This window comes from Xanthobacter sediminis (assembly GCF_043195015.1).
Taxonomy (GTDB): Bacteria; Pseudomonadota; Alphaproteobacteria; order Rhizobiales; family Xanthobacteraceae; genus Xanthobacter.
The window spans coordinates 303,950-327,337 of the sequence record NZ_JBAFWH010000003.1; the positions used below are offsets into that span (position 1 = coordinate 303,950).

Consider the following 23,388-nt stretch of genomic DNA (forward strand, 5'->3'; position numbering starts at 1 on the left):
CCGCCCGGCGCCGGCCGAACCGGCTCGATGGGATCAGAAGGTCGCCCTGAGGCCGGCATAGGCCGACAGCGGCTGGCCGGGGGTCTGCATCTGCGGATTGTTGAGGCCGAGATAGCCGGTGTCGAAATAGGTGCCGTAGGTGGCGTAGGATTCGTTGAAGAGATTGTTGATGAGGCCGAAGACCTGGACGTTCTGCGTCACCTGGTAGGTGGTGCGCACATTGACGATCCAATAGCCCGGCAGCATGGGGTTCTGGTTTGCCTCGTCGCCCACATAGTATTGGCTCGATGCGGCGATGAGGTCTCCGCCCACGGTCCACTTGGGAGTGACCTTGTAGTCCGCGCCCAGCTTCAAGGTCTGCGTGGGGATGCCGGGGATGTGGTCGCCGGAGGTCACGTAGACCTCGCCGTCCACCGCCAGCGGGTTGTTGGGCGAGGCGAGATAGCCCGCGAACTGGAAGGTGGCGTCGATATAGGCGTAGTTGGCATAGAGCTTCCACGGCCCGTTGACGTACTGGAAGCCGGCCTCGAAGCCCTGGCGGCGGGTGGCGGGCACGTTGGTGTAGTAGCCGTAGCCGGTCTGCTCGCTGGCGAGGGCGATGATGTCGTCGTCGCTGTCCACGCGGTAGATGCCGAGCTTCCAGGTGATTTCGCCGCCGAGGAGCTTGTCGGTGCCGCGCAGGCCCGCCTCATAGGTGTGGGACACCACCTGCTCCAGCGGCGGGTCGGCCACCAGCGAGTTTTCCAGCAGGCACGGGCGGTTGGGGTCGGCGCAGTTCAGCTCCAGCGGGGTCGGGGCGCGGTTCGATTCCGAATAGCCCGCATAGGCGGTGGCGCCGGAGGTGATCTTGTAGGTGATGCCCACCAGCGGGTTCACGCGCGAGAAGGTGTAGTCGCCGTTGAGCTGCGGGGCGACGCCGGAGGCATCCTCCATGTTGATGGCGGCGACGTTGAGCCGCGCGCCCACGGTGAGGGTGGCGCGGTCGGTCATGTCGAAGGCGTTGGTGGCATAAAGGCCGTAATAGGTGGTGGTCGCGTCGAGGTTCACCGGCGTGTAGAAAACCTGGTACTCGTCCGGCAGCGAGAAGTTCGGCAGGTTCGAGAGATAGGTGCCGCTGCCGGCGACCCCGAGGGTCGCCATGCTGGTGATGCCGAGCTCGGTGTTCGACTTGAAATTGATGGTCGAGTGATCGACGCTGCCGCCGATGACGAAGTAATTGTCATGGCCGATGAGCTTGTCGGTGCTCACGGCCTGCACCGAGCCGCCGGTGGAGGTGGTGTCGGTCCAGGTGCGGTTAACGACGCCGTAGAGGTAGCCGTCCGCCAGCTCGCCGAAGGGCACGGTGCTGCCGTTCTGGTCGTACAGCACCATCTGGCCGCGGAACTTGGCGTATTCGGGGTTGCTGGCGGGGGTGCCGCCGCCGGGCGGGCCGTTGAAGCCGTCCTCCTCCAGGCACATCTTCGAGCTGCCCACCGCGGGGTTCCACCGGTTGGAGCAGGATTCGAGATCGGCATCGTTGCCGTCCACGTGGGACTGCTTGAACCGGCGCACATAGACATTGCCCTGGAGCTGCCAGGTGTCGGTGAGGTCGTAGCGGCCGTTGAGGGCCAGCATTCCCATGTCGTTGCTGGTGGTCTGCGGCCACGTGTAGACCGAGGCGTTGTCCACCGCGAGCATCTCCACCGGGGTGGGGCCCACCACGCCGAGGGAGTTGCTGGCGGCGCTGGCGATGAGGTGGACCTCCGTCTTGTCGCCCTTCCAGCCGAGGTCGCCATAGAGCCGCGCGAGCTCCGAGGAGGATTGCTTGCGCCAGCCGTCGTCGCGCACCGCGTCCGCCGCGATATAGACGCCGAAGCCGTCCTTCTCGCCGCCGTATTGCAGCGAGCCGCCGATCTGGCCGAACGAGCCGCCCTGCAAGGAGCCCTCGAAGCCGTGGAAGTTGAAGCCGTTCTTCATCTGGATGGAGACGGCGCCGCCCAGGGCGTTGAGGCCGAACGCGGGATTGTTCGAGAACACGTCCGCCTGGCTGATGGCGACCTCGGGAATGAGGTCCCAGTTCACCGTGTCGCCGAACGCCTCGTTCACGCGGATGCCGTTCTGGTAGACGGCGATGCCCTGCGGCGTGCCCTGCAGCGGCGAGGCGGCGAAGCCGCGGAACCGGAAGTCCTGGAAGAAGGCGTTGCCCTGCACGTCGTTGGTGGTGGCGCTGGGCGTGTACTGGAACAGCGCGTCGGTGGTGGAGAAGGAGAACAGGCGGGCGAACTGGTCGGAGGAGATCACCGTCACCGCGCCGGGCACCTTGTCGGCATCGATGCCGGTGCCGGAGAGGGGCGTGGTGTCCACCACGTTCACGGCCGGAAGCTCCACCGTGCCCGCCGGCTGCGCGGCCGATTGCGCCAGCGCCGGGGCGGCTGCGGCGAGCAGCGCTCCCGAAAGGCCCAGCGCCACCGCGATGGCACGCCAGGATGCCGCGCCCTTCGCGCGCTCCCCGTTCGAGGCTGCCCCCTTCATCTTGCTCCGCTCCGCCTTGCCGTTTCCTCGAAAATGCGCCTCGGCCGCCGTGACGGGCCGGGCCCGGGTCCTCGCCCGGAACCGCCATGCGGACCCGGTGCATCGGCACCTCTTGCTGGGGAACATATGGCAACAGAAGTTCCAGTCAATATTTGGCATTCATAAGAGAACTTTGAGATTTCTAAGAGTGTGGCGCTGAAGCACCGTATTTATGGACAGCCGCGGGAAAAGATTTCAGACTACCGGCCAATGTCATCTGCCCGCGCGACGGGCGGACCAAGAATGACGGGGAGGATGAATGCTCACGCGCCGCGCCCTGCTGGCGCTTGCCGCCGGTGCGCTCGCCGCAGCGCCGGCGCCTTCCTCCGCGCGCGCCGCGCCGCACCGGGTTATCCGCCTCTCCATCCTCCAGTTCGGCACCGCCGCCTGGGAACTGGCGGCCATGGCCGCGCTGGGGCTCGACGCGGCGCACGGCATCGCCGTGGAGGCCCGCCGCGCGGCCAATAACGATGCCGGCCGCCTCGCCTTCCTGGCGGAGGCGGTGGACGGGGTGGTGAGCGACCTCCTGTGGGCGGCGCGCCTGAAGGCTGAGGGGCGGGACCTTCTCTACCTGCCTTTCTCTACGGGCGAGGGGGCGGTGATGGTGGCGCCGGGCGGGCCGGTGAAGCGCCTCGCCGATCTCGACGGCGTGCGCCTCGGCGTCGCCGGCGGGCCGCTCGACAAGAGCTGGCTGCTGCTCCAGGCCCATGCCCGGCAATCCGCCGGGCTCGATCTCGCCCGTGCCGCGCGCCTGTCGTTCGGGGCGCCGCCTTTGCTCGCCGCCAAGCTGGAGCAGGGCGAGCTCGATGCCGCCCTGCTCTACTGGACCTTCGCCGCGCGGCTGGAGGCGAGGGGCTTTGCCCGCCTCATAAGCATGGACGAGGTGGTGGCGGCGTTCGGCATCGCTCCGCCCCCGGCCCTGGTGGGCTATGTGTTCCACGGTGCCTTCGCCCGCGCCGCGCCGGCGGCGATCGAAGCCTTCGCCGCCGCCTCGCGCGCCGCCAAGGCCGCCCTCGCCGGAACCGGCCCTGCGGCCGACACCGCCTGGGCCGCCGCGCGGAGCGTGATGCAGGCCGGGGACGAGGCCACCTTCGCGGCGCTGCGGCGCGGTTTCATCGCCGGCATCCCCAGCCGGCCGCCGGCCGAGGAGAAGGCCGCTGCGGCGCGCCTGCTGGAGGTGCTCGCCCAGGCCGGCGGGGGCGCTCTCCTCGGCCCCGTGCGCGGCCTGCCGAAGGGCCTCTACTGGACCGGCGGGGCCGGCGCCCCGTGAGCCGCCCGATGGCCGCGCGCCTGCTGGTGAAGGCGCTTTCCCTCGCCGCCCTGCTGCTTGCGTGGCAGGTGGCCGCCATGCTTGCCGCGAGCCCGGCCCTGCCTGCGCCGGAGGCGGTGCTGGCCTTCATCGTCCGCGAGGCGGCGGGCGGCGATCTCCTCGCCAATCTCGCCGCCACCCTGGGGCGGGTGGCGGCGGCGTTCGTCATCGCCATGGCGGTGGGCGCGGCGCTGGGCATCGCGCTGGGGCGCCGGGAGACGCTCGACCGGGCGTTCGACCCCTGGCTGGTGCTGGCGCTCAACACGCCGGCGCTGGTCATCACCGTGCTCTGCTACATCTGGCTCGGCCTCACCGAGGCGGCGGCGGTGCTGGCGGTGGCGCTCAACAAGATTCCCAATGTCACCGTGCTGCTGCGCGAGGGTGCGCGCGCCCTCTCCCCCGAGCTCGACGAGATGGCCGCCGCCTACCGGCTGTCCGCCATCGACCGGCTGCGCCACGTGGTGCTGCCGCAGCTCGAGCCCCACCTCGCGGGTGCGGCGCGCTCGGGCCTGGCGCTGGTGTGGAAGATCGTGCTGGTGGTGGAGCTGCTGGGCCGGCCGAACGGGGTCGGCTACGCCATCTCGGTCTATTTCCAATTGTTCGACGTCACCGCCGTGCTCGGCTACTCGCTCGCCTTCATGGCGGTGATGCTCATGGTGGAATATCTCCTGCTGCAACCGTTCGAAGCCCATGCCCGCCGCTGGCGCCCCGCCCCTCGTTGAGGTCCATATTGCCGAGAAGCGCCATCGCGGGTCTCACGGCCACGCGGGGGAGGCGGTGCGCGGGCTCGACCTCGCCATCGGGCGGGGGGAGTTCGTGTGCCTCATCGGCCCCTCCGGATGCGGCAAGACCACCACGCTGCGCATCCTCGCCGGCCTCGACCGCGACTTCGAGGGCTGGGTGCGTCCCGATCCGCGCGGGCTCGCCATCGGCGTCGCCTTCCAGGAGCCGCGCCTGCTGCCCTGGCGCACGGTGGAGGAGAACATCCGCCTCACCCTGCCGCGCGCGCTGCGGCGGCAGGATCTTGGCCCGCTCATCGATGCCTTCGGCCTTTCGGCCCACCGGGGCAGCTACCCCCATGCGCTGTCGCTGGGGCTGGCGCGCCGGGTGTCGCTGGCGCGGGCGGTGGCGGGGCGGCCGGAGCTGCTGGTGCTGGACGAGCCCTTCGTCTCGCTCGATGTGCGAGCCGCCGCCGAGCTGCGCGCCCACGTGCGCCGGGTGGCGCGGGAAAGCGGCGCGGCGGTGCTGATGGTGACCCACGACGTGCGCGAGGCGCTCGCCCTCGCCGACCGGCTGGTGCTCCTGAGCGAACGACCGGCCCACGCCATCGGCGCGCTGGTGCCCGACCGCCCGGGCGCGGCGCGCACGCCGGAATGGATCGAGCGGCAGCGCGCCGCGCTGGCCGCGCTCCACCCCATGCTGCGGGAGGCCTGAGAAGGCGCGCCCCCCTGGCGCTCCCGCGCGGGATGGGCGAGCATGGCGCCGGCCGCCGCGCATGGCGCTGGACGGGCACCGCCGCGGGGCTGATTCGCCCGGAAGGAACGCGAAATCAAGAAGATGGAACGCCACTCGCCGCAGGCGGAGGACCGGCGCTCCAAGGGACGGGAGGCGTCCATGCTTGGCAGGGTTCGGCGGCTTGCCGTGGGTCTGGCGTGTCTTTTCATCGGCGCTGCCGCTACCGCCGCGCCTGCTCCGGCGGAGGAGCAGGCGGCGCCCGAGCCGCTCGCGGTGAGCGAGGTGGCGCCCGGCGTCTTCGTCCATCAGGCGCCCTATGCGCTGGCGCTGCCGCGCAACCTGGGCTTCGTCGGCAACGCGGGCTTCATCATCGGCCGCGACGCGGTGGCGGTGGTGGATACGGGCGGCTCCTTCAAGGCCGGCGCGACACTGAAGGCGGCGGTGCAGGCCCGTACCGGCCTGCCCATCCGCTATGTCATCAACACCCACATGCACCCCGACCACGTGTTGGGAAACGCCGCCTTCGCCGGGCCGGGCGTGACCTTCATCGGCCATCGCAACCTGCCCGAGGCGCTGGCGGCGCGCGCGGAGAGCTACCTGGAGGCGACCCGCCGCTTGGTGGGGGAAGAGGGCGCCGCCGGCACCCGCGTGGTGCTGCCCGACGAGACGGTGGCGGAGCGGCGCGTGATCGACCTCGGCGCGCGCCCCCTGCTGATCGAGGCATGGCCCACCGCCCACACCGCCACCGACCTCACCGTGCTGGACGAAGCCACCGGCACCTGGTTCCTCGGCGACCTGCTGTTCCTCGGCCATGTGCCGGCGCTCGACGGCAAGGCGCTCGGCTGGATCGCCCTGCTCGACGAGCTGAAGCGGCGTCCGGCGGCACGAGTGGTGCCCGGCCACGGCCCGGCCTCCCAGCCCTGGCCGCAGGCCGCCGAACCCACCGAGCGCTACCTGAGGCGCCTCGTCGCCGACGTGCGCCGGCTGGTGCGGGACGGCGGCACCATGAGTGATGCGGCGCGGGAGGCCGGCCGCGCCGAGGCGGGCGACTGGCAGCTGTTCGACGATTTCAACGCCCGCAACGCCACCAGCGCTTATCACGAGCTGGAATGGGAGTGAGGGCGCCGCTCCCGGCGGGGGCGGTCTCTTCGCAGTGCGGCAAGGAATAAAGTTTTACTTCGCATCCGCAATATAGAAGAACCCTATCGCTCCACAATTGGTGTATTGCTTCCGAGAGAAACTTTGCTTACGTTCCTCTCAGCTTCGGCTTCAACGGTATCGCGCGGGGAACGCGGTACTGGTTCGCAGGCCTGCGGGACACCTTGTGACCGCAAGGCTTCAGGGCATTCACGCCGGTCGTGACACGCTGCCGAAGTAGATGGAGTCCCCCAAAGGCGAAAACAACGCTCAGTGCGTTTCCCGTTCCACTGCGGTGGCCGCGGGCGCGCATCCATCGGAGGAAGCCCAGATGAGACGAGTTTTGACGGTGACCGCCGTGGCGGCGTGCAGCGCGCTTTTCGGCGCGCCAGCCATGGCCAACGACGGTGTGCTGAAGCTCACGCAGGACCCCAACCAGTGGGTGCTGCAGACCGGTGACTATGCCAATACCCGCCATTCCAAGCTGAAGCAGATCAACGCCGACAACGTCGGCAAGATGCAGGTGGCCTGGACTTTCTCCACCGGCGTGCTGCGCGGCCACGAGGGCTCGCCGCTGGTGGTGGGCGACACGATGTATGTGCACACGCCCTTCCCGAACATCGTCTACGCCCTCGACCTCGCCAACGAGGGGCGGATCATCTGGAAGTACGAGCCCAAGCAGGACCCGAACGTCATCCCGGTGATGTGCTGCGACACGGTCAACCGCGGCCTCGCCTATGCCGACGGCAAGATCTTCCTGCACCAGGCCGACACCAAGGTGGTGGCGCTCGACGCCAAAAGCGGCAAAGTGCTGTGGTCGGCCGTGAACGGCGACCCCAAGAAGGGCGAGACCAACACCGCCACCGTGATGCCGGTGGGTGACAAGCTGCTGGTGGGCATCTCGGGCGGCGAGTTCGGCGTGCGCTGCCACATGACCGCCTACGACATGAACAGCGGCAAGCAGGTCTGGCGCGCCTATTCCATGGGCCCGGACAATGAAATCCTGTTCGACCCAGAGAAGACCACCTCCCTTGGCAAGCCGGTGGGCAAGGATTCGTCCCTGAAGACCTGGCAGGGTGACCAGTGGAAGATCGGCGGCGGCTGCACCTGGGGCTGGTATTCCTACGATCCGGAGACGAAGACCGTCTATTACGGCTCCGGCAACCCCTCCACCTGGAATCCGGCCCAGCGCCCTGGCGACAACAAATGGTCCATGACCATCTTCGCCCGCGACCCCGACACCGGCATGGCGAAGTGGGTCTACCAGATGACGCCCCACGACCAGTGGGACTATGACGGCATCAACGAGATGATCCTGGTGGACCAGGAGATCGACGGCAAGAAGCGGCCGCTGCTGGTGCACTTCGACCGCAACGGCTTCGGCTACACCCTCGACCGCAAGACCGGCGAGCTGCTGGTGGCCGAGAAGTACGACCCGGCCGTGAACTGGGCCACCAAGGTGGACATGGACAAGAACAGCCCCACCTTCGGGCGGCCGCTGGTGGTGCAGAAGTATTCCACCGAGGCCAGCGGCGAAGACGTGAACACCACCGGCATCTGCCCGGCGGCGCTCGGCACCAAGGACCAGCAGCCGGCCTCCTTCTCGCCGGAGACGGGCCTGTTCTACGTGCCCACCAACCACGTGTGCATGGACTATGAGCCCTTCCACGTGAGCTACACGCCCGGCCAGCCCTACGTGGGCGCGACGCTCTCCATGTTCCCGGCGCCCAACAGCCACGGCGGCATGGGCAATTTCATCGCCTGGGACGCCCGCAAGGGCAAGATCGTGTGGTCCATCCCCGAGCAGTTCTCGGTGTGGTCCGGCGCGCTCTCCACTGACGGCGGCATCGTCTTCTACGGCACGCTCGAAGGCTATCTGAAGGCGGTGGACGCCAAGACGGGCAAGGAACTCTACAAGTTCAAGACCCCGTCCGGCATCATCGGCAACGTGATGACCTATACCTACAAGGGCAAGCAGTACGTGGCGGTGCTCTCGGGCGTCGGCGGCTGGGCCGGCATCGGCCTCGCCGCGGGCCTCACCGACCCGAATGCCGGCCTCGGCGCGGTGGGCGGTTATTCCGCCCTCAGCAACTACACCGCCCTCGGCGGCCAGCTCACCGTGTTCGCCGTGCCCAACTGAGGCGACAGGCGGACCGAGCTCGGCCCCCGGCGCCGGCACGGCTCCCTCCCGTGCCGGCGCCCCTTCGAGACCCCGAGGGCGCAGGCTTTCGTGAAGTCCCATCCCGCGGCGTGCGGCGCCGCGAACGGAAGGCTGCGCCCCGTCCCCGACTTCGTTTCTGGAGAGAGCGTGTGTTTTCATCTGCCCTCATGAAGCGCGCTGGCGCCTTTGCCTTCGCGGCGGCATTGCTGCCGCTGTCCCCCGCGCTCGCGCCGTCCTCCCTCGCCGCCGAGACCCAGACCTTCAGCAAGCAAGGCGATCCCACGCCCGTGAAGGACGAGGACGGCAAGTATTTCGATAAATCCGGTGCCCCCACCTACAAGATCCAGCCCGACGGCATGGTGGATTGGTTCACCTATTCGGGCTACCGCCGCTATCACGCCGAATGCCACGTCTGCCACGGCCCCGACGGCATGGGCTCCACCTATGCCCCGGCCCTCATCGACTCGCTGAAGACCATGGACTTCGACCACTTTCAGGAAGTGGTGGTGGGCGGACGGCAAAACGTGGGAGGTGGCAATGAAAAGGTCATGCCGTCCTTTGGACTCAACAAGAACGTCATGTGCTACCTCGACGATATCTATGTCTACCTGCGCGCCCGCTCCGACGGCGCTCTCGGCCGCGCCCGTCCCGCCAAGCGCGAGGACAAGACACCCGCCACAGTTGCGACCGAGAAAGCCTGCCTCGGCGAGTGAGGGCTTCGTTCCTCTCCTCGCCTCGCTGGGGACGGCGGGGCTCGCAGCCATCCTGCTGCTGAGCTCCACCGGCGCCCAGGGGCAGACCATTCCGAGCTCGGTGTCGGCGGATGCCCTGAGGGTGTGCGCCGACCCCGCCAACATGCCCTTCACCAGCCGCGAGGGGGAGGGCTTCGAGAACCGCATCGCCGCCATCGTCGCCGACGAGCTCAAGGTGCCGGTGCGCTATTACTACATGCCCCAGGGGCCCGGCTTCGTGCGCAACAGCCTGGGCAAGCGGCTTTGCGACGTGGTCATCGGCTATGCCGCCGGGGCCGATCCGGTGCTGCACACCAATCCCTACTACCAGTCGGTCTACGTGCTGGTGGTGAAGGCGGGCGGCCCGCTCGACGGGGTGGCGGCGCTCTCCGACCCGCGCCTCAAGGGCGCGCGGCTGGGGCTGGTGGCGGGCACGCCCCCGGCCGACCACCTGCTGGCGCTGGGCCTCATCGGCTCCGCGCGGACCTATTCGCTGCTGGTGGACCGGCGCTTCGATTCCCCGCCGGAGGAGATGCTGGCGGATCTTGCGAAGGGCGATCTCGACGGCGCCATCCTGTGGGGGCCGAGCGCGGGCTATTTCGCCGGGCATGCCGGGGCGCCGCTGAAGGTGGTGCCGCTGCTGCACGAGGCGGAGCGCCCGCCGCTCGCCTATCGCATCACCATGGGGGTGCGGCCCACGGACCACGCATGGAAGCAGACCCTGAACCAGGTGCTGCGCAAGCGCGCCGCCGACATCGACGCCGTGCTGCTCGACTATGGCGTGCCCCTCCTCGACGACGACGGCCAGCTCATCACCACGGCGGGCGCATCGCGCGGGAGCGCGGGGCAATGACGGCCCCTGGCCGCCGTCCGGCGCGCGCATGGCGCCGCCTGCCACTGGCGGCCTGCGCCGCGCTCGCGCTGTGGGCGGGCGCCGCACGGGCGCAGGAGGCGGCGGCCCCCGCGCCCCCGGAGCCCGAGGGCTACCGCTTCGAGCCCTATCGCGCCCGGACGCCGGAGACCCTCTCCGGTGCGCGGGTCGTCACTGCGCGGGAGGCGGAGGCCCTGTGGCGGGAGAAGGCGGCGGTGTTCGTCGACGTGCTGCCGCGCCCGCCGCGCCCGGCGAACCTGCCGGCCGGCACCATCTGGCGCGATCCGCCCCATGAGACCATTCCCGGCGCCGTCTGGCTGCCCAACGTGGGCTTCGGCGCCCTCGACGCGCCCGCCGAGCGCTATTTCGCCGAAGGGCTCGTCGCCGCCAGCGGCGGTGACCGGAACCGGCCGCTCGTGATATTCTGCCTCAAGGACTGCTGGATGTCCTGGAACGCCGCCAGGCGCGCCCTCGCCGCCGGATACGGGCGGGTCGCCTGGTTCCCCACGGGGGTGGACGGCTGGAAGGCCGCGGGCCTGCCCCTCGCGGAGGCCGGGCCCTGGCAGGGGGAAGCGGCGCGTTGATCCGGAAGGGCCGCTGCCTCCGCTTCCCCGCGCAAGAGGCTCGATCCGAGGCGCCGCAAGAGCCCCCGGACGCTAGGGCGCTTCCCGCTCTCATCGGCGCGCGGAAATCGCTCCAGGCCATTGATATTGCGCATTTTCTTCAAGCGAACCGGTCTCCGTTTCGCTTGAAAATGCTCCAAGGGAGAAACGCCATGACCGAACATCTGTGCCGGCCGCGCGGCCGGTGGGGGGCGTCCCTTCTCGCCCTGGCCCTGCTGGCGGGCGCGCCGCCGGCCCTCGCTGCCGAAGCCGGCTCACCCGCGCCGGATGCCGTGGGCGAGGCGGACACCGCGCGTGACTCCGAAGCTCCGCGCGAGACCACCTGGCGCGCCATCGCGCCCGACATCTTCCCCGACCGTGCCATCGGCGCCGCGGACGGGCTGGTGGCGCTGGCGGCGCCCTCTCGCGCGGAAGATGCCGCGCTGGTGCCGCTCACGGTGGCGCTGGCGCTGCCGGCGGGCGATGCGCGCAGCTTCCGGGCGGTGACGGTGGTGATCGACGAGAACCCCTCGCCGGTGGCGGGGCGCTTCACCTTCGGCGCGGGGCAGAAGGACTTCTCCCTCTCGCTCCGGGCGCGGGTGAACTCCTATTCCTACGTCCGCGCGGTGGTGGAGACCGACGACGGCGCGCTCCACATGGCCAGGGCCTTCGTGAAGGCGGCGGGCGGCTGCTCGGCCCCCGCCACCAAGGACACGGCCGATTCCATCACCCACCTCGGTGACATCCGCTTCCGCTCCTTCGCGGACACCGGGCGCGAGGAGGCGCAGGTGCAGATCCGCCACCCCAACTTCTCCGGCCTGCAGATGGACGAGGCGACGCGCGGCTACACTCCGGCGTGGTTCGTGCGCGAGGTGCGGATCACCCAGGGCGGGCGCCTGCTGCTGGGCATGGAGGGGGGCATCTCCATCAGCGAGGACCCCACCTTCCGCTTCACTTATCACCCCTCCGCCGAGCCGGTGACGGTGCGCGGCGAGGATACGGAAGGCAAGGTGTTCAGCCGCACCTTCCCCGGCGGCGGGAGCTGACGGCCGGGACAGGCGCCCCGGTGCCGGTGGGGCCGAAGCTTCGCAAGCTCTAATCATGGGCCCTCGGTCAAGCTCGCGCGGCGTGTGAGCGAAACCTGCGTGTGAGCGAAACTCGACTGGCGCCGGGCAAAGACCCGGGCCGAGGGTGAGGGAGCATGTTCCGTTCGCCCCGGCGCCATCGGCGATCACTCCAGCTACTCGAGTCCGCGCATTTTCTTCATGCGAACCGGTCTCCGCTTCGCTTGGAAACGCTTCAGAGCCGGTCCTGGATCTGCCGGCCGATCTCGAACACGCGCTGCTCCAGCAGCACCGGCGTCTCGCACACATAGGCGAGGGAGCGCGTGCGCTCCTCGAAGATGCGGGTGTCCCAGGTCAGCTTCTGCTCCAGCTCGCGGGTGGCCGGAGTGTCGGCCGCCTCGGGCGAATCCTTCGCCTGCCCGAGGGCGTCGCCCTCCTCGCGCAGCCGCGCGGCGAGGCGCTCCTGCCCGCGCGCGTAGCGCACGATGCCGTCCATCACCTTGGCCCGCTCCAGGCTCGTGATCTCGTACACGCCGGCGAACACGCGCACGAGGCGGGTCTTCGCCTCCGGCCCCGCCTCCTTGGCGAAGGCCGCGATGAGGCCGCCGGCCTCCTCCAGCGGGGTGCGGCGGGAGGCGAGCTTCACCGCCAGCGTCGCGGCCTCCTGGTCGTCGGTCCAGCGGCCGGCGGTGTCGAGCGCCGGCCCGCTCCATACGGCGGCGAGGCTGATGTCCGGCGTGCGCCGCTGGGGGCAGGGCCAGTCCGGATCGGCCTTCGGCTGGGCGAGCGCCGGGCCGCAGGCGGCGAGCATCAGCGCGGCGAGGAGCGCGCTGCGGGCGGAAGGCGAAACGGGGAACGCGCGTCTCATGGCTGGCGAGCCTCCGGGCATGGCGCCTGATCTGCGGGATATCGTCGTGGCTCTCCTCACTGCGCGTCTCCTTTGGGCCCGCCGCGCAGTCCCATCACGCCCCGGCCGGGGTCGTAGGCGGCGACGGCGAGGGCGAAGAACACGAGGGTGGTGGCCGCCACCACCGCGGCGGCGCGGGGATCGAACGCGCCGTAGAGCGCGAAGCGGGCCAGCTCCACCGCATGGGTGAAAGGATTGAGAAGGCACACGAGGTAGAGCGTCTCGCTGGCGTCGCGCACACGCCACAGGGGGTAGAGCGCGGACGAGGCGAAGAACATGGGGAAGATGACGAAGTTCATCACGCTCGCGAAATTCTCGAGCTGCCGCACCAGCGAGGAGATGACGAGCCCGATGGACCCCAGCATGAAGCCTGTGACCACGAACGCCGGCAGCGCCAGGAGATAGCCGGAAGGCGGGATCTCCACCCCCCAGGCCCAGGCCACCGCCAGGAACACGTAGACCTGCACCAGCGACACCGCGACCCCGGCGATGAGCTTGGAGAACAGCAGCCACCAGCGCGGAAAGGGGCTCGTCAGCAGCACCCGCATGGAGCCCACCTCCCGGTCGTAGACCATGGAGAGGGAGGACTGCATGCCGTTGAAAAGCTGGATCATCACCGCGAGGCCGGGGGTGACGTAGACCTCGTACAGCACATAGGTGTCGTAGGGCGGGATGATGGAGACGCCGAGCGCGCTGCGGAAGCCGGCGGCGAAGATGAACAGCCACACCAGCGGCCGCACCAGCGCCGAGAGGAAGCGCTCCTTCTGCTGCACGAAACGCAGCAGCTCGCGCCAGACGATGCCGCCGAGGCACACGGCATAGCCGCGCGCCCCCAGGGGCCGGCGCGGCGCGGCACTGGCGGCGGGCGCGCGGGCACGGGTCTCGTCCCGGCTCATGCGGCCTCGCCCTCATCCCGCTCGGTGAGGGCGCGGAAGGCCGCCTCCAGCGAGGTGCCGCCAGCGATCGCTCCCGCCTCCCCGGCCGCGATGATGCGGCCGCGGTGCAGCACGTGGGCGAGGTCGTGCGGCTCCACCTCGTCGAAGATGTGGGTGGCCCACAGCACGGAGAGGCCCGCCTCGCGCACCAGGGCGCGCACCAGCGCCACGATGGCCCGGCGGGAGGCGAGATCGAGGCCCACGGTGGCCTCGTCCAGCAGCAGCAGGCGCGGGCGGTGCACCAGGGCGCGGGCGATCTCCACCCGCCGCGATTGCCCGCCGGAGAGGGTGCGCACCTTCTCCCGCGCGCGCTCGGCGAGGCCCACCAAAGCGAGCAGCTCGTCGATGCGGGCCGCGCTCGCGGCGCCGGAAAGGCCGTGCAGCGCCGCATGGTAGACGAGGTTCTGCCGAACGGTCAGATCGAGGTCGAGGGTGCGGCTCTGGAACACCACGCCCAGCTCCGCCAGCGCCGCCGAGGGCGCGCCGGCAAGATCGTGGCCGAAGATGCGCACCGCCCCGGCGCTGCAGGCGTAGAGCCGCGTCACCAGCGAGAACAGCGTGGTCTTGCCCGCGCCGTTGGGCCCAAGCAGGGCCACAAAGCGGCCCTGCGGCACGGTGAGCGACACGTCGTCCAGCGCCTTGCGGCGGCCGAAGCTGTGGCTCACGTGCTCCACCGCCAGCGCCGGCGCGCGCTCATCTGTTTCGTGTGCCGGCACGCCTTTCGCTTCCTGCATGGCGGGCCTCCGGCCTATTGGGGCGCGGCCACGACGCCCCAGGGCGCGCCGCCCGCCTTGATGGACTTCACCACCTTGCGCGAGGGCACGTCGATGACGGAGACGTCGTTGGAATTACCGTTGGTGGTGAAGAGCAGCTTCTCGTCCGGGGTGAATGCGAGCTGCCACACCCGCTGGCCCACCAGCAGGTAGTCTTCCACCGCATAGGTCTCGGCATTCACCACCGCGACGCGGTTGGCGGGGCCGAGCGCCACGAACGCGGTCTTGCCGTCAGCGGTGACGCGCACGCCCACCGGCTGGATGGTCTCCTTCGACACGCCGGGAATCCTGAACTCGATCTTCCGCACGATCGCGCGCGTCTTGGGATCGATCACGGAGACGGTGCCGCCCACCTCGGCCGAGACGAACAGCTTCGTGCCGTCACGGGTGAACTCGGCGAAGCGCGGGCGCGCGTCCACCAGAACGTTGGCGACGATCTTGTAGGTCTCGGTGTCGATGAAATGGGCCATGTTGGTGGTTTCGGAGGTCGCCACCAGGATCTTGCCATCGGGGCTCACTGCCATGCCTTCCGGCTCGGTACCCACCGGCACCTGGGCGATGACGCGGTTCTTCTCCACGTCGAGGACGGTGACCTGGTTGTCGTCCTCGTTGGCGATGTAGAGCGGGTTGCCCGAGGGGTGGAGCGCGAACAGCTCCGGATCTGGGCCCGACTTCAGCTTGCGCAGCACCTTGAGGGTGGCGGGGTCGATCACCTGCACCGCGTGCTCGTCGCTGGCGCACAGGTAGATCACCTTGCCGTCGGGGCTCATGATGATGCCGCGCGGGCGGCGGCCCACCTTCGCGGTCTGCGTCACCGTGAGGGTGGCGGTGTCGATGGCGGTGATGGAATTGCCGCGCTCGTTGGAGACATAGGCCATGCCCGCCTGCGCGCCCCCGGCCGCGAGCAGCAGAGCGGCGCCCGACAGCGCGGCGGCGAGGACCCGCGCGGAAGCGAGCGGGCGCGCAAGAGCCTGCGGGCGAAAGGCCGTCATCTTCATCCTCCCGGTGCGGGGCATGTCGGGCACGCCCTCGTCTTTTGAGCAAGCCGTTGGCGCGGCTTATTGAAACTTGGCCACGGGCCGAACTCGCGTGGCGTTCGCGTGAAACGGAGCCGGCACGGGTCGAAGACCGATGCCGGGGGCATCGCGGCCTACTTCAGCCGGCACTTGGATTCGGGCGCGTCGAAACCCAGGGTGTCGAGGGGCGTGAACTGGTGCAGGAAGCCCTCTTCCGGCGCCACCGAGACGATGCCGAGAGGCTGGGCGATGAGCAGCGGCTGGCGCACCTGCTGGTCCCACGGGCGAACGGAGAGCGGCACGCCCTTGAAGGCGGCGATGGAGAAGCCCGGGCCGCGCAGATAATCCGCCATGGCGGCGGCATCGGCGCTTTTGGTGCGGGTGGCGGCCTCGCCGGCCATGCGCACCGCGAGCCACGCCTGATAGTCCGCCGGGCGCATGGTGCGGCCCGCCCCGCGCAGAAAGCGGCTCTGCAATTGGGCCGAGCCCCAGGCATCCTGCGCCGGGTGCCAGGTGGCGGCGACCAGCCCCTGGGTGCCCACCACGAGGCGCGGCTCGGCGGTGCGGAAGGGGATGTAGTTGCCGAAGTCGTCCGCCTCGTCGGCCACCACCAGCACGTCGGCGTCCACGCCGCGGGTGAGCGCCAGCGCGTCGGAACGGGTGATGCTGTCCGAGCGCTCGCGCGCCAGCGGGCCGAAGGTCCACGGCTTCTCGGCCACGATCTTCAGGCCGAACTTGCGGGCGGCGCGCTTCACCGCCTCGGCATAGGCCATGTCCGCCGGCTGCGGCCCCACCACCAGCAACAGGCGGTTCCAGCGCTTGGCGGCGAGAAACTGGGCGAGGGCATCGGCCAGCATGGCGCGGCTCGGCGCCACGTGGAACACGTTGGCGCGGCACGCCTCGGCGCGCAGGGCGTCGTCGGTCGCGCCCACGTTGAAGACGACGCCGCCGAGCGGCTTCACCGCATCCGCCACCGCGAGCAATTGGTTCGCCGGCAGGTTCACGATGAGGAGCCGCCGCCCGCCCGCGACCAGCGCCCTGGCGGCGGCGACCGCATCGTCGCCCTCGGCAAGGGTGGTGGTGTCGAGGGTGAAATGCTGGCCGGTGAAGGCGCCGGTGGAGTTGTTGTCCTTCACGGCGAGCGTGGCGCCCGCCACCGCCTCGTCCTGGGGCACGGCCTCGAGGTCGTAGAGCGGGGGAGGGGGCACCTCGCGCGTGAGGAGGCCGAGGGGAAGCTCCAACGCCGCCGGCGCGGCGGCCTCCGGCGCCGGCTGGGCATGAAGCGACGCCGCCGGACCCGCGCAGAACGCCGCCAGCGCGGCGGCGAGAAAGCGTGCGCGCAGGCTCCACATCGCTCCACCACCTCGCGGGTTCCATTCTCGGGAAGGAGATGTAGGCACCATCGCGCCCGGCACGCAACGGGATATATCTAAGAAAAGAATAAGATGTTCCGGCCTTGCCCGAGGCGGATGGACTGTGACACGCTGCCTCCCGTTCAGGTGCGAATAATGAAAAGACAAGTGTTTCTCGCCGCAACGGCACTGCTTCTGCTGTCGCCCCTCGCCGCCCACGCAACTGCGGTGCGGACGGCTCTGTTCGGCTTCGAGTTCTTCGACGACACCCTGGACCGGCGGCGCGAGGCGCTGGCCGAGCAGGCCGAGCGCCTGAAGCGCGTCAATGCGGAGCTGGGGGCGCTCTTGGAAAAGTCCGGCGACATGGCGTTCGTGGACCTTTCGCCCCAGGCCGCCCGGATCGAGGACCTCTCCCCCTTCTACAAATGCAACGGCTGCGAGCGCGAGATCGCCCGCGCCGCCGGCGCCCAGGTGGAGGTGGTGGGGGTGATCCGCAAGATCTCCAACCTCATCCTGTCGTTCGTGCTGGAGGTGCGCGAGACGGGAGAGGACGGCCGCATCCTGCGCGCAGGCCAGGTGGACATTCGCGGCAACACGGACGAATCCTGGCTGCGCGGCGTGCGCTACCTGGTGAAGAACCGCATCCTAGCGCCCGGACAGCCCCCGCTCCAGCCGTGAACGGCGGCGGGAACCGAGAGCCGCGGCTCTCGCAAGAACCAAGGTTCGCAATCAAGATCGACAGGGAAGGAAACGCCTGATGAAACACGTTCTGAGCGCCGCGGTGGCGGCCGCCGTCATGCTCTCGCCGCTCGCCGCGGACGCCCACGGGCCCACCCGCAAGAAGGTGAGCGAGACCGTGGAAATCGCCGCGCCGGCCGAGAAGGTGTGGGCCGCCATCGGCAATTTCCAGGACATGAGCTGGCATCCGGTGATCGGCTCCACCGCCGGCCAGGGCGGCAATGCGGTCGATGCCACCCGCAAGCTCACCCTCAAGGGCGGAGGCACCATCGACGAGGTGCTCTACAAATTCGAGCCCGAGAAGAAGAGCTATTCCTACCGCATCACCGACGTGGACGTGAAAGTGCTGCCGGTGACCAACTATTCCTCCACCATCACGGTGGAGCCCATCGACGCCACCCACTCCAAGGTGGAGTGGAAGGGCGCCTTCTATCGCGGCTATCCCAACAACGACCCGCCGCCGGAGCTGAGCGACGAGGCGGCGGTGACCGCCGTCACCGGCGTCTACCGCGCCGGCCTCGACGCCCTGAAGGCAAAGCTGGAGAAGGGCCCTTCGTGATGGGGGCGAGCGCCCGCATCGCATCGGCCCGCGCCGCATCCGTTTGCGTTGGACTTGCCCTCGCCGCCGTCTGCGCCGCCGGGGCGAGCCCAGCGGCGCGGGCCGAGGAGGCCTTCATTACCGAGCAGCCGGCCAACCGGGTGGCGGTGGTGGACCTTTCCCCAGCCGGCGCCGATGGCGGCAAGGTCAAGGCGCAGATTCCGGTGCCGGGCGAGCCCGCCGGCATCGCCGTCACCCGCGACGGGCGCCGCGCCTATGTCACGAGCCCCAGCGACAAGGCGGTCACGGTCATCGATGCCGCAAGCCGGCAGGTGCTGGCGCGCTGGCCGGTGGGCGGCGGCCCACTCGGCATCGCGGTGGCACCGGCCGGCGCGCCGGTGTTCGTCGCCGACTGGTATGCGAAGCGCCTGCTGGTGATCGACCCCGACGCGCCCGAGCATTCACGGGTAGCGCAGACCGGCGCCTCGCCCTCCGGGGTGGCGGTGACGCCGGACGGCGCCTTCGTCCTCACCGCCGATCGCGACGACGACACCGTCTCGGTCATCAACACGCGGAGCCTCCAGCGGGTAGCGGTCATTCCCGTGGGCACCCGCCCGTTCGGCGTCACCATCGATGCGGGCGGGCGGCGCGCCTACACCGCCAACGTGGGCTCCAACGACGTCTCGGTGATCGACCTGCCCGCCCGGCGGGTGGTGGCAACGGTCAAGGTGGGAGAGCGGCCCTACGGCGTCGCTTTGGCGCGCGGGCGCGCCTTCGTCACCAACCAGTATGCGGGCTCGGTCAGCGTGCTCGACCTGGAAACCCTGCGGGAGCTGGTCCGCATCGGGGTCGGCGACTATCCCGAGGGCATCGACACGAGCGGCGACGGCAGCCGCGTCTATGTGGCGAACTGGTTCGACAACTCGCTCTCGGTCATCGACACGGAGACGCTGAAGGCGGTGGCGACACTGCCCCTGGGCGATGGGCCGCGCGCCTTCGGGGCCTTCATCCGTCGCGGGGATTGATGCGAGGCTGGGAGCATCGGGCTCGCGGGGCTTTGGGCTGAGCGCGGGAGGGGAGATCCGCCTGTGGCGGCCGGGGCCGGGGCGGAGGGGCTGAAGAGCCTTGAAGGAGGAACCCGGCTTGGGGCCGGGTTCCGGGACGGAGCAGGCTCAGGGCCGGCTGGGCTCAGGCCTGGAAGGGGTGCTTGACGGCGTCGCGCTTCTCGGTCGCTTCCTTGGCGGTCGGCTCGCCCTTCACCGCTCGCGCCAGCGCAAGCTTGGTCGCCTCGTAATTGTACGACTGGATCTTGGCGTCGTCCGCCGCCTCCCAGTGGATGAAAACGCCCACGCAGATGTAGAGGTCGTCAGCCTCCTCCAGCGGGATGATCCCTTCCGCAACCGCGTCCTGCACCGCCTTCGCCACACCGTGCTGCGCCGGGCCGAACATCTGCACCGCCTGGCGCGCGTCCTTGATGGTCACCTTGTTGAACATCACCGTGTTCGGCTTGCACTGAAGGTTCGGCGCGATCACCGCCAGGAGCGAGGTGAACCCGTCCTTGTTGTTGGTCAGGCTGGTGCAGAACGCCGTCTCCGCCGCGCTGCCCCGCGGGCCGATCAGAAGGTCGATGTGCGCAACCTCGTTGCCATCGCCCACCAGAGCCTCGCCAACCAGAACCTTGTCGATCTTGGCCATTGGTCTTGTCCTCCCAGATGTGCGCCGGATGCTGCCCGCATGCCGCCCATCGCGGCACCTGAAACACCCGGCAGGGGACGACCGCCTCCGGTTTCCAGCGGATAGCGGTCGCTTGCCGCATACCCTTGTTTCAGCGCCCGCTCAAATCAGGCCGGTTCACCGGATAGCGCTGCAAAAGTATCCGACCCGCATGAAGCCAGCAAGACGCTCCGAAGGGGAACACGGGGCGCGCGCGCCTCAGAAGTCGGAGGCGATGCCGCCCACTTCCCAGTCGCCGTAGCGCACGGGCTCGGGGCCGCCGCGCCCGTTGATCTCCCTGGGCCGCTCCTGGCGCGCGGCATCGGCGGCGGCGCGGCGGGCCGCGGCCTCCGCGAGGGCGCGCTGCGCGGCCTCGCTCAGGGGCTTCCGGGCGGCGGCTTCGGACGCGCCGGCGGCGGCGCCCTGGATCTCTTCGGCCATCTCTTCGTCTCCGAACGCGGCGCCGCCTGCGGCGCTCTCAATCTTGCGCGGCGGCGCCAAAGCATGGTAGCGCACCGCGCGACTTCGGGCTCACTTTATCAAAGCCCTCAACATATGGAGATGCGCATGGCGACGCAGAATGGCGGCCCCACCCAGAATCCGGCGCCGTCGCTGAACGTGCTCGCGCAGTACACCAAGGACTTCTCGTTCGAGAATCCGAATGCGCCGCGCTCGCTTGCCGCGCCCCCGAGCCAGCCCGACGTCAACATTCAGATCCAGGTCAACGCGAAGCCCGGCGGCGCCGGCGACTTCGAGGTGGAGCTGAAGATCGAGGGTGGTGCCAAGATCGGCGCCGACACGCTGTTCGCGTTCGAGCTCACCTATGCCGGCGTTTTCCGCGTGCAGGGCGTGCCCGAGCAGAGCCTGCAGCCGGTGGTGCTCATCGAGTGCCCGCGCATCCTGTTCCCGTTCGCCCGCCAGATCATCGCCGACGCGGTGCGCAACGGTGGCTTCCCGCCCCTGATGATCGACCCGGTGGACTTCGCCGCGCTCTACCAGCAGCGCATGCAGGCCGAGGCGGCCAAGCTCTCCACCTCCGGCCAGGCCTGAGCCTTTTCGGCGCCCGCCGCTTGACGCGGGCGGGCGCCACTTCCACCGTGCGGCCCAGGGGCGCCGCCGGGGATGTCGCATGACGCCGTTGCCGCGCGTGGGGCCCGCCTTCGAGCCGCGCCAGAGCCGCAACGCAGCAACCCGATGCAACGCCCCCGAAGCTCCATCCGCTCCATCCGCTTCAAGCTCGGCGCCCTCGTCGCCGCCGTCGCCGCCTTCGCGGTGCTGGCCGCCGCCGGGGTGGTCCTCGCCGTGGGCGTCACCGACGGCGCGCTCGAGGCGGCCATCGCCGCCCAGCGGCGGCTCGACCTGCTCACCGAGGCCTCCGCCCGCCTCTCCGCCTACGGCATCACCGCCGTGGCGGGCGCCGACCAACCCACTGCCGACCGCGATCGCCTGTCCGCCGCGCGGGACCGCGTCTCCACCGTGCTGGACACCGTGGCCGCCGAAAGCCCGGAGGGCCTCACCGCCGCCGAGGCGGCGAGCCAGGGCCGCGCCCGGCTCATGGCCCACCTGAAGGCCGACTTCGCCCTCCTCGACCGCCAGATCGGCCTCGCCCTCGCCGATGGCGACACCGCCCGCCGGGGCGATGCGGTGCGCGGCGCGCTCAACGCCTTCGCCGCCGCAGCGGGGCCCATCCTCTCCATGCTGGTGGAGAACGAGCGCCGCGCGGTGGCCGAGGCGCGGGAGGAGGCGCGCGCGCTCTCCATGCGGCTGCGCGCCGGGGCGGTGCTGGTGGCCGCGCTGGTGCTGGCGGCTGTGCTGGTGCTGCACCGCACCCTGGCGCGGCCGCTGCTGGAGCGGCTGCGGCGAATCGACGAGGCGGCCGGGGCCATCGGCTCCGGCGTGCTGGACACCCGCCTCGCCATCGGCTCACGCGACGAGCTGGGGCTGCTCATGGCCAAGTTCAACCGCATGGCCGAGCGGCTCGCCCGCCGCGCCCGCAAGGTGGCCGGCGACCGGGCGGTGCTGGAGCGCACCATAGCCGAGCGCACCAAAGACCTGACCGCCGCCAACACGCGCCTCGCCGCCATCGATGCCTCGCGCCGGCGCTTCTTTGCCGACGTGAGCCACGAGCTGCGCACGCCGCTCACCGTCATCATCGGCGAATGCGACGTGACCCAGCGCGCCAGCGCCATTCCCGAGGAGCTGACCCGCGGCGTGCTCACCACCATCCGCAAGCGCGCGGCGCGGCTGCACCGGCGGGTGGAGGACCTGCTGCGCATCGCGCGCTCGGAGAGCGGCGAGATTGAGCTCGTGTTCCAGGACGTGCCGCTGCGCCCCCTGCTGGAGGAGGCGGTGGCGAGCTTTGATGCGCCGGCCCGGCGCCAGCGGGTGCACTTGGCCCTGGAAGCGGAGACGCCGGGCCCCTTGGTGCATGCCGACCGCGAATGGCTGCGGCAGGTGGTGGAGGGGCTCATCGATAACGCGCTGCGCCACGGCGCGCCGCTCTCGCGCATCATCGTGCGGCAGGGCACCGGCCGCGACGGCGTGCGGATCGCGGTGGAGGACGACGGGCGCGGCATTCCGCCCGCGCAGCGCGCCGGCCTGTTCGAGCGCTTCGCGCGCGGGAGCGCAAGCGACCATTCCGGATTCGGCCTCGGCCTCGCCCTTGCGGAATGGGTGGTGACGCAGCACGGTGGACGCATCACACTGGAGGATGCCGCCTCCGGCGCGGGCGCGGGACTGACCGTCGCCATCGCCCTGCCGGCGCCCCAAGAGGTAGACGACGCCCCTACGGACGCCTGAAGGCGCGCGGGCCAAGAGGAGACGCCATGAACATCCTGGTGGTGGAAGACGACGGCGACATCGGCGCCATGCTGAGCCGGGGGCTCAGCGCCGAGGGGTTCGACGTGGAGGTGGCGACCAGCGCCGAGGCGGCGCTCGATGCCGCCCGCGCCTATAACCCGTGCGCGGTCGTGCTCGACATCATGCTGCCGGACGGCTCCGGCATCGATGTGTGCCGGTCCCTGCGGGGGGCGGGGCACGCAGGGCCCATCCTGTTCCTCAGCGCCAAGGACGAGGTGGCGGACCGGGCCGAGGGCCTCGGCGCCGGGGCCGACGACTACATCGTGAAGCCGTTCGAGTTCGCCGAGCTGGTGGCGCGGCTGCGCGCCCATCTCATGCACCGGCTTGGCGGCGCCACCGACAAGCGCCTGAACGCCGGCCGGCTGGTGCTGGACCTCGCCACACGGCAGGTGCTGTTCGGCGAGATCCACGTGCGCCTCACCGAGCGGGAGACGGAGCTTCTGGCCCTGCTCATGGCCACGCCCAACCGGCCGGTGCCGCGCGGCGACATCTTCGACCGCCTGTGGGCGAGCCAGGGCGGCGCCTCGCTCAACGTGGTGGACGTTTATGTGGGCTACCTGCGCAACAAGCTCTCGCCGGTGAGCCGCGCTGGCGGGCCGCAGGTGGCCACCGTGCGCGGGCGCGGCTTCATGCTGGACCTGGCGGGCTCCGGCGCCGGGCCCCACTGAGCCGCGCGG

Annotated in this window: 23 protein-coding genes; 15 read left to right on the top strand and 8 right to left on the bottom strand. The window is 70.3% G+C overall.

Annotated elements, in window-relative coordinates; all coding sequences use genetic code 11:
• Positions 1–33: 33 nt before the first annotated feature.
• Positions 34–2,511 carry a TonB-dependent receptor gene (locus V5F61_RS05455; RefSeq protein WP_393987560.1) on the bottom strand — a complete coding sequence of 826 codons (2,478 nt, stop codon included), beginning with the start codon at positions 2,509–2,511 and terminating at the stop codon, positions 34–36.
• A gap of 298 nt (positions 2,512–2,809) precedes the next feature.
• On the opposite strand from V5F61_RS05455, the gene V5F61_RS05460 reads away from it, so the two are divergent.
• From V5F61_RS05460 to V5F61_RS05500, 9 genes are all read left to right on the top strand, one after another.
• Entirely contained in the window at positions 2,810–3,820 is a 1,011-nt protein-coding gene (locus tag V5F61_RS05460) for an ABC transporter substrate-binding protein (RefSeq protein ID WP_393987559.1), read from the top strand.
• Between the two features lie 8 nt (positions 3,821–3,828).
• Entirely contained in the window at positions 3,829–4,581 is a 753-nt protein-coding gene (locus V5F61_RS05465) for an ABC transporter permease (RefSeq protein WP_393987558.1), read from the top strand.
• Entirely contained in the window at positions 4,550–5,293 is a 744-nt protein-coding gene (locus V5F61_RS05470; RefSeq protein WP_393987557.1) for an ABC transporter ATP-binding protein, read from the top strand. Before V5F61_RS05465 ends, V5F61_RS05470 begins: the two co-directional genes overlap by 32 nt.
• 180 nt (positions 5,294–5,473) lie before the next feature.
• Entirely contained in the window at positions 5,474–6,433 is a 960-nt protein-coding gene (locus V5F61_RS05475) for a quinoprotein relay system zinc metallohydrolase 2 (RefSeq protein ID WP_393987556.1), read from the top strand.
• Positions 6,434–6,782: 349 nt separating this feature from the next.
• The gene (gene xoxF5 / locus V5F61_RS05480; RefSeq protein ID WP_393987555.1) at positions 6,783–8,591 is read left to right on the top strand and encodes a lanthanide-dependent methanol dehydrogenase XoxF5; all 1,809 of its coding nucleotides are present in this window, start codon (positions 6,783–6,785) and stop codon (positions 8,589–8,591) included.
• 188 nt (positions 8,592–8,779) lie between these two features.
• The gene (locus V5F61_RS05485) at positions 8,780–9,325 is read left to right on the top strand and encodes a c-type cytochrome, methanol metabolism-related (protein WP_393987724.1); all 546 of its coding nucleotides are present in this window, start codon (positions 8,780–8,782) and stop codon (positions 9,323–9,325) included.
• Positions 9,294–10,196: a substrate-binding domain-containing protein gene (locus tag V5F61_RS05490; RefSeq protein WP_393987554.1), complete on the top strand. Its 903-nt coding sequence runs from the start codon at positions 9,294–9,296 to the stop codon at positions 10,194–10,196. The genes V5F61_RS05485 and V5F61_RS05490 overlap by 32 nt, the downstream gene beginning before the upstream one ends.
• Positions 10,193–10,798: a PQQ-dependent catabolism-associated CXXCW motif protein gene (locus V5F61_RS05495; RefSeq protein WP_393987553.1), complete on the top strand. Its 606-nt coding sequence runs from the start codon at positions 10,193–10,195 to the stop codon at positions 10,796–10,798. Before V5F61_RS05490 ends, V5F61_RS05495 begins: the two co-directional genes overlap by 4 nt.
• Before the next feature lie 191 nt (positions 10,799–10,989).
• Positions 10,990–11,862: a quinoprotein dehydrogenase-associated SoxYZ-like carrier gene (locus V5F61_RS05500; RefSeq protein WP_393987552.1), complete on the top strand. Its 873-nt coding sequence runs from the start codon at positions 10,990–10,992 to the stop codon at positions 11,860–11,862.
• 253 nt (positions 11,863–12,115) lie between these two features.
• Here the strand turns inward: V5F61_RS05500 and V5F61_RS05505 are convergent, their stop codons facing one another.
• The 5 genes from V5F61_RS05505 to V5F61_RS05525 all read right to left on the bottom strand — a co-directional run bounded on the left by V5F61_RS05505 (position 12,116) and on the right by V5F61_RS05525 (position 16,863).
• Complete coding sequence (locus tag V5F61_RS05505; protein WP_393987551.1) at positions 12,116–12,748, bottom strand: hypothetical protein; 633 nt, start codon at positions 12,746–12,748, stop codon at positions 12,116–12,118.
• A gap of 56 nt (positions 12,749–12,804) precedes the next feature.
• Positions 12,805–13,683 (bottom strand): ABC transporter permease, encoded by an 879-nt coding sequence (locus V5F61_RS05510; protein ID WP_393987550.1) that lies wholly within the window; start codon positions 13,681–13,683, stop codon positions 12,805–12,807.
• Positions 13,680–14,456, bottom strand: a complete 777-nt coding sequence (locus tag V5F61_RS05515; RefSeq protein ID WP_393987549.1) for an ABC transporter ATP-binding protein — start codon at positions 14,454–14,456, stop codon at positions 13,680–13,682. The genes V5F61_RS05510 and V5F61_RS05515 overlap by 4 nt, the downstream gene beginning before the upstream one ends.
• A 14-nt stretch (positions 14,457–14,470) precedes the next feature.
• Positions 14,471–15,487 carry a YVTN family beta-propeller repeat protein gene (locus V5F61_RS05520; RefSeq protein WP_393987548.1) on the bottom strand — a complete coding sequence of 339 codons (1,017 nt, stop codon included), beginning with the start codon at positions 15,485–15,487 and terminating at the stop codon, positions 14,471–14,473.
• A gap of 158 nt (positions 15,488–15,645) precedes the next feature.
• Positions 15,646–16,863, bottom strand: a complete 1,218-nt coding sequence (locus V5F61_RS05525) for an ABC transporter substrate-binding protein (protein WP_393987547.1) — start codon at positions 16,861–16,863, stop codon at positions 15,646–15,648.
• 168 nt (positions 16,864–17,031) lie between these two features.
• Here V5F61_RS05525 and V5F61_RS05530 point away from each other — a divergent pair, with 168 nt between their 5' ends.
• The 3 genes from V5F61_RS05530 (at position 17,032) to V5F61_RS05540 (ending at position 19,164) form a co-directional block, all read left to right on the top strand.
• Positions 17,032–17,541, top strand: a complete 510-nt coding sequence (locus V5F61_RS05530; protein WP_393987546.1) for a DUF3280 domain-containing protein — start codon at positions 17,032–17,034, stop codon at positions 17,539–17,541.
• Between the two features lie 79 nt (positions 17,542–17,620).
• Complete coding sequence (locus V5F61_RS05535; RefSeq protein WP_393987545.1) at positions 17,621–18,160, top strand: SRPBCC family protein; 540 nt, start codon at positions 17,621–17,623, stop codon at positions 18,158–18,160.
• Complete coding sequence (locus V5F61_RS05540; RefSeq protein ID WP_393987723.1) at positions 18,160–19,164, top strand: YVTN family beta-propeller repeat protein; 1,005 nt, start codon at positions 18,160–18,162, stop codon at positions 19,162–19,164. The genes V5F61_RS05535 and V5F61_RS05540 overlap by 1 nt, the downstream gene beginning before the upstream one ends.
• 163 nt (positions 19,165–19,327) lie before the next feature.
• Here V5F61_RS05540 and fae read toward each other — a convergent pair whose 3' ends face one another.
• A complete protein-coding gene (fae, locus tag V5F61_RS05545; RefSeq protein WP_393987544.1) occupies positions 19,328–19,834 on the bottom strand; it encodes a formaldehyde-activating enzyme in 507 nt (168 codons plus the stop codon).
• 237 nt (positions 19,835–20,071) lie between these two features.
• Positions 20,072–20,293, bottom strand: a complete 222-nt coding sequence (locus V5F61_RS05550) for a DUF1674 domain-containing protein (RefSeq protein ID WP_393987543.1) — start codon at positions 20,291–20,293, stop codon at positions 20,072–20,074.
• A 126-nt stretch (positions 20,294–20,419) separates the two neighbouring features.
• On the opposite strand from V5F61_RS05550, the gene secB reads away from it, so the two are divergent.
• The 3 genes from secB (at position 20,420) to V5F61_RS05565 (ending at position 23,379) form a co-directional block, all read left to right on the top strand.
• Positions 20,420–20,902, top strand: coding sequence for a protein-export chaperone SecB (gene secB, locus V5F61_RS05555; RefSeq protein WP_393987542.1), 483 nt, complete (start codon positions 20,420–20,422; stop codon positions 20,900–20,902).
• Positions 20,903–21,046: 144 nt separating this feature from the next.
• A complete protein-coding gene (locus tag V5F61_RS05560) occupies positions 21,047–22,651 on the top strand; it encodes a sensor histidine kinase (RefSeq protein WP_393987541.1) in 1,605 nt (534 codons plus the stop codon).
• A 26-nt stretch (positions 22,652–22,677) separates the two neighbouring features.
• The gene (locus V5F61_RS05565) at positions 22,678–23,379 is read left to right on the top strand and encodes a response regulator transcription factor (RefSeq protein ID WP_393987540.1); all 702 of its coding nucleotides are present in this window, start codon (positions 22,678–22,680) and stop codon (positions 23,377–23,379) included.
• Positions 23,380–23,388: the final 9 nt, after the last annotated feature.

What these genes read in the sequence shown, in the direction of transcription:
- V5F61_RS05525 (WP_393987547.1), bottom strand. Translation starts at nt 16,863, where the DNA reads ATGTGGAGCCTGCGCGCACGCTTTCTCGCCGCCGCGCTGGCGGCGTTC.
- fae (WP_393987544.1), bottom strand. Translation starts at nt 19,834, where the DNA reads ATGGCCAAGATCGACAAGGTTCTGGTTGGCGAGGCTCTGGTGGGCGAT.
- V5F61_RS05460 (WP_393987559.1), top strand. Translation starts at nt 2,810, where the DNA reads ATGCTCACGCGCCGCGCCCTGCTGGCGCTTGCCGCCGGTGCGCTCGCC.
- V5F61_RS05495 (WP_393987553.1), top strand. Translation starts at nt 10,193, where the DNA reads ATGACGGCCCCTGGCCGCCGTCCGGCGCGCGCATGGCGCCGCCTGCCA.
- V5F61_RS05485 (WP_393987724.1), top strand. Translation starts at nt 8,780, where the DNA reads ATGAAGCGCGCTGGCGCCTTTGCCTTCGCGGCGGCATTGCTGCCGCTG.
- V5F61_RS05500 (WP_393987552.1), top strand. Translation starts at nt 10,990, where the DNA reads ATGACCGAACATCTGTGCCGGCCGCGCGGCCGGTGGGGGGCGTCCCTT.
- V5F61_RS05540 (WP_393987723.1), top strand. Translation starts at nt 18,160, where the DNA reads ATGGGGGCGAGCGCCCGCATCGCATCGGCCCGCGCCGCATCCGTTTGC.
- V5F61_RS05515 (WP_393987549.1), bottom strand. Translation starts at nt 14,456, where the DNA reads ATGCAGGAAGCGAAAGGCGTGCCGGCACACGAAACAGATGAGCGCGCG.
- V5F61_RS05455 (WP_393987560.1), bottom strand. Translation starts at nt 2,511, where the DNA reads ATGAAGGGGGCAGCCTCGAACGGGGAGCGCGCGAAGGGCGCGGCATCC.
- V5F61_RS05535 (WP_393987545.1), top strand. Translation starts at nt 17,621, where the DNA reads ATGAAACACGTTCTGAGCGCCGCGGTGGCGGCCGCCGTCATGCTCTCG.
- secB (WP_393987542.1), top strand. Translation starts at nt 20,420, where the DNA reads ATGGCGACGCAGAATGGCGGCCCCACCCAGAATCCGGCGCCGTCGCTG.
- V5F61_RS05510 (WP_393987550.1), bottom strand. Translation starts at nt 13,683, where the DNA reads ATGAGCCGGGACGAGACCCGTGCCCGCGCGCCCGCCGCCAGTGCCGCG.
- V5F61_RS05470 (WP_393987557.1), top strand. Translation starts at nt 4,550, where the DNA reads ATGCCCGCCGCTGGCGCCCCGCCCCTCGTTGAGGTCCATATTGCCGAG.
- xoxF5 (WP_393987555.1), top strand. Translation starts at nt 6,783, where the DNA reads ATGAGACGAGTTTTGACGGTGACCGCCGTGGCGGCGTGCAGCGCGCTT.
- V5F61_RS05560 (WP_393987541.1), top strand. Translation starts at nt 21,047, where the DNA reads ATGCAACGCCCCCGAAGCTCCATCCGCTCCATCCGCTTCAAGCTCGGC.
- V5F61_RS05475 (WP_393987556.1), top strand. Translation starts at nt 5,474, where the DNA reads ATGCTTGGCAGGGTTCGGCGGCTTGCCGTGGGTCTGGCGTGTCTTTTC.
- V5F61_RS05465 (WP_393987558.1), top strand. Translation starts at nt 3,829, where the DNA reads ATGGCCGCGCGCCTGCTGGTGAAGGCGCTTTCCCTCGCCGCCCTGCTG.
- V5F61_RS05565 (WP_393987540.1), top strand. Translation starts at nt 22,678, where the DNA reads ATGAACATCCTGGTGGTGGAAGACGACGGCGACATCGGCGCCATGCTG.
- V5F61_RS05550 (WP_393987543.1), bottom strand. Translation starts at nt 20,293, where the DNA reads ATGGCCGAAGAGATCCAGGGCGCCGCCGCCGGCGCGTCCGAAGCCGCC.
- V5F61_RS05505 (WP_393987551.1), bottom strand. Translation starts at nt 12,748, where the DNA reads ATGAGACGCGCGTTCCCCGTTTCGCCTTCCGCCCGCAGCGCGCTCCTC.
- V5F61_RS05520 (WP_393987548.1), bottom strand. Translation starts at nt 15,487, where the DNA reads ATGACGGCCTTTCGCCCGCAGGCTCTTGCGCGCCCGCTCGCTTCCGCG.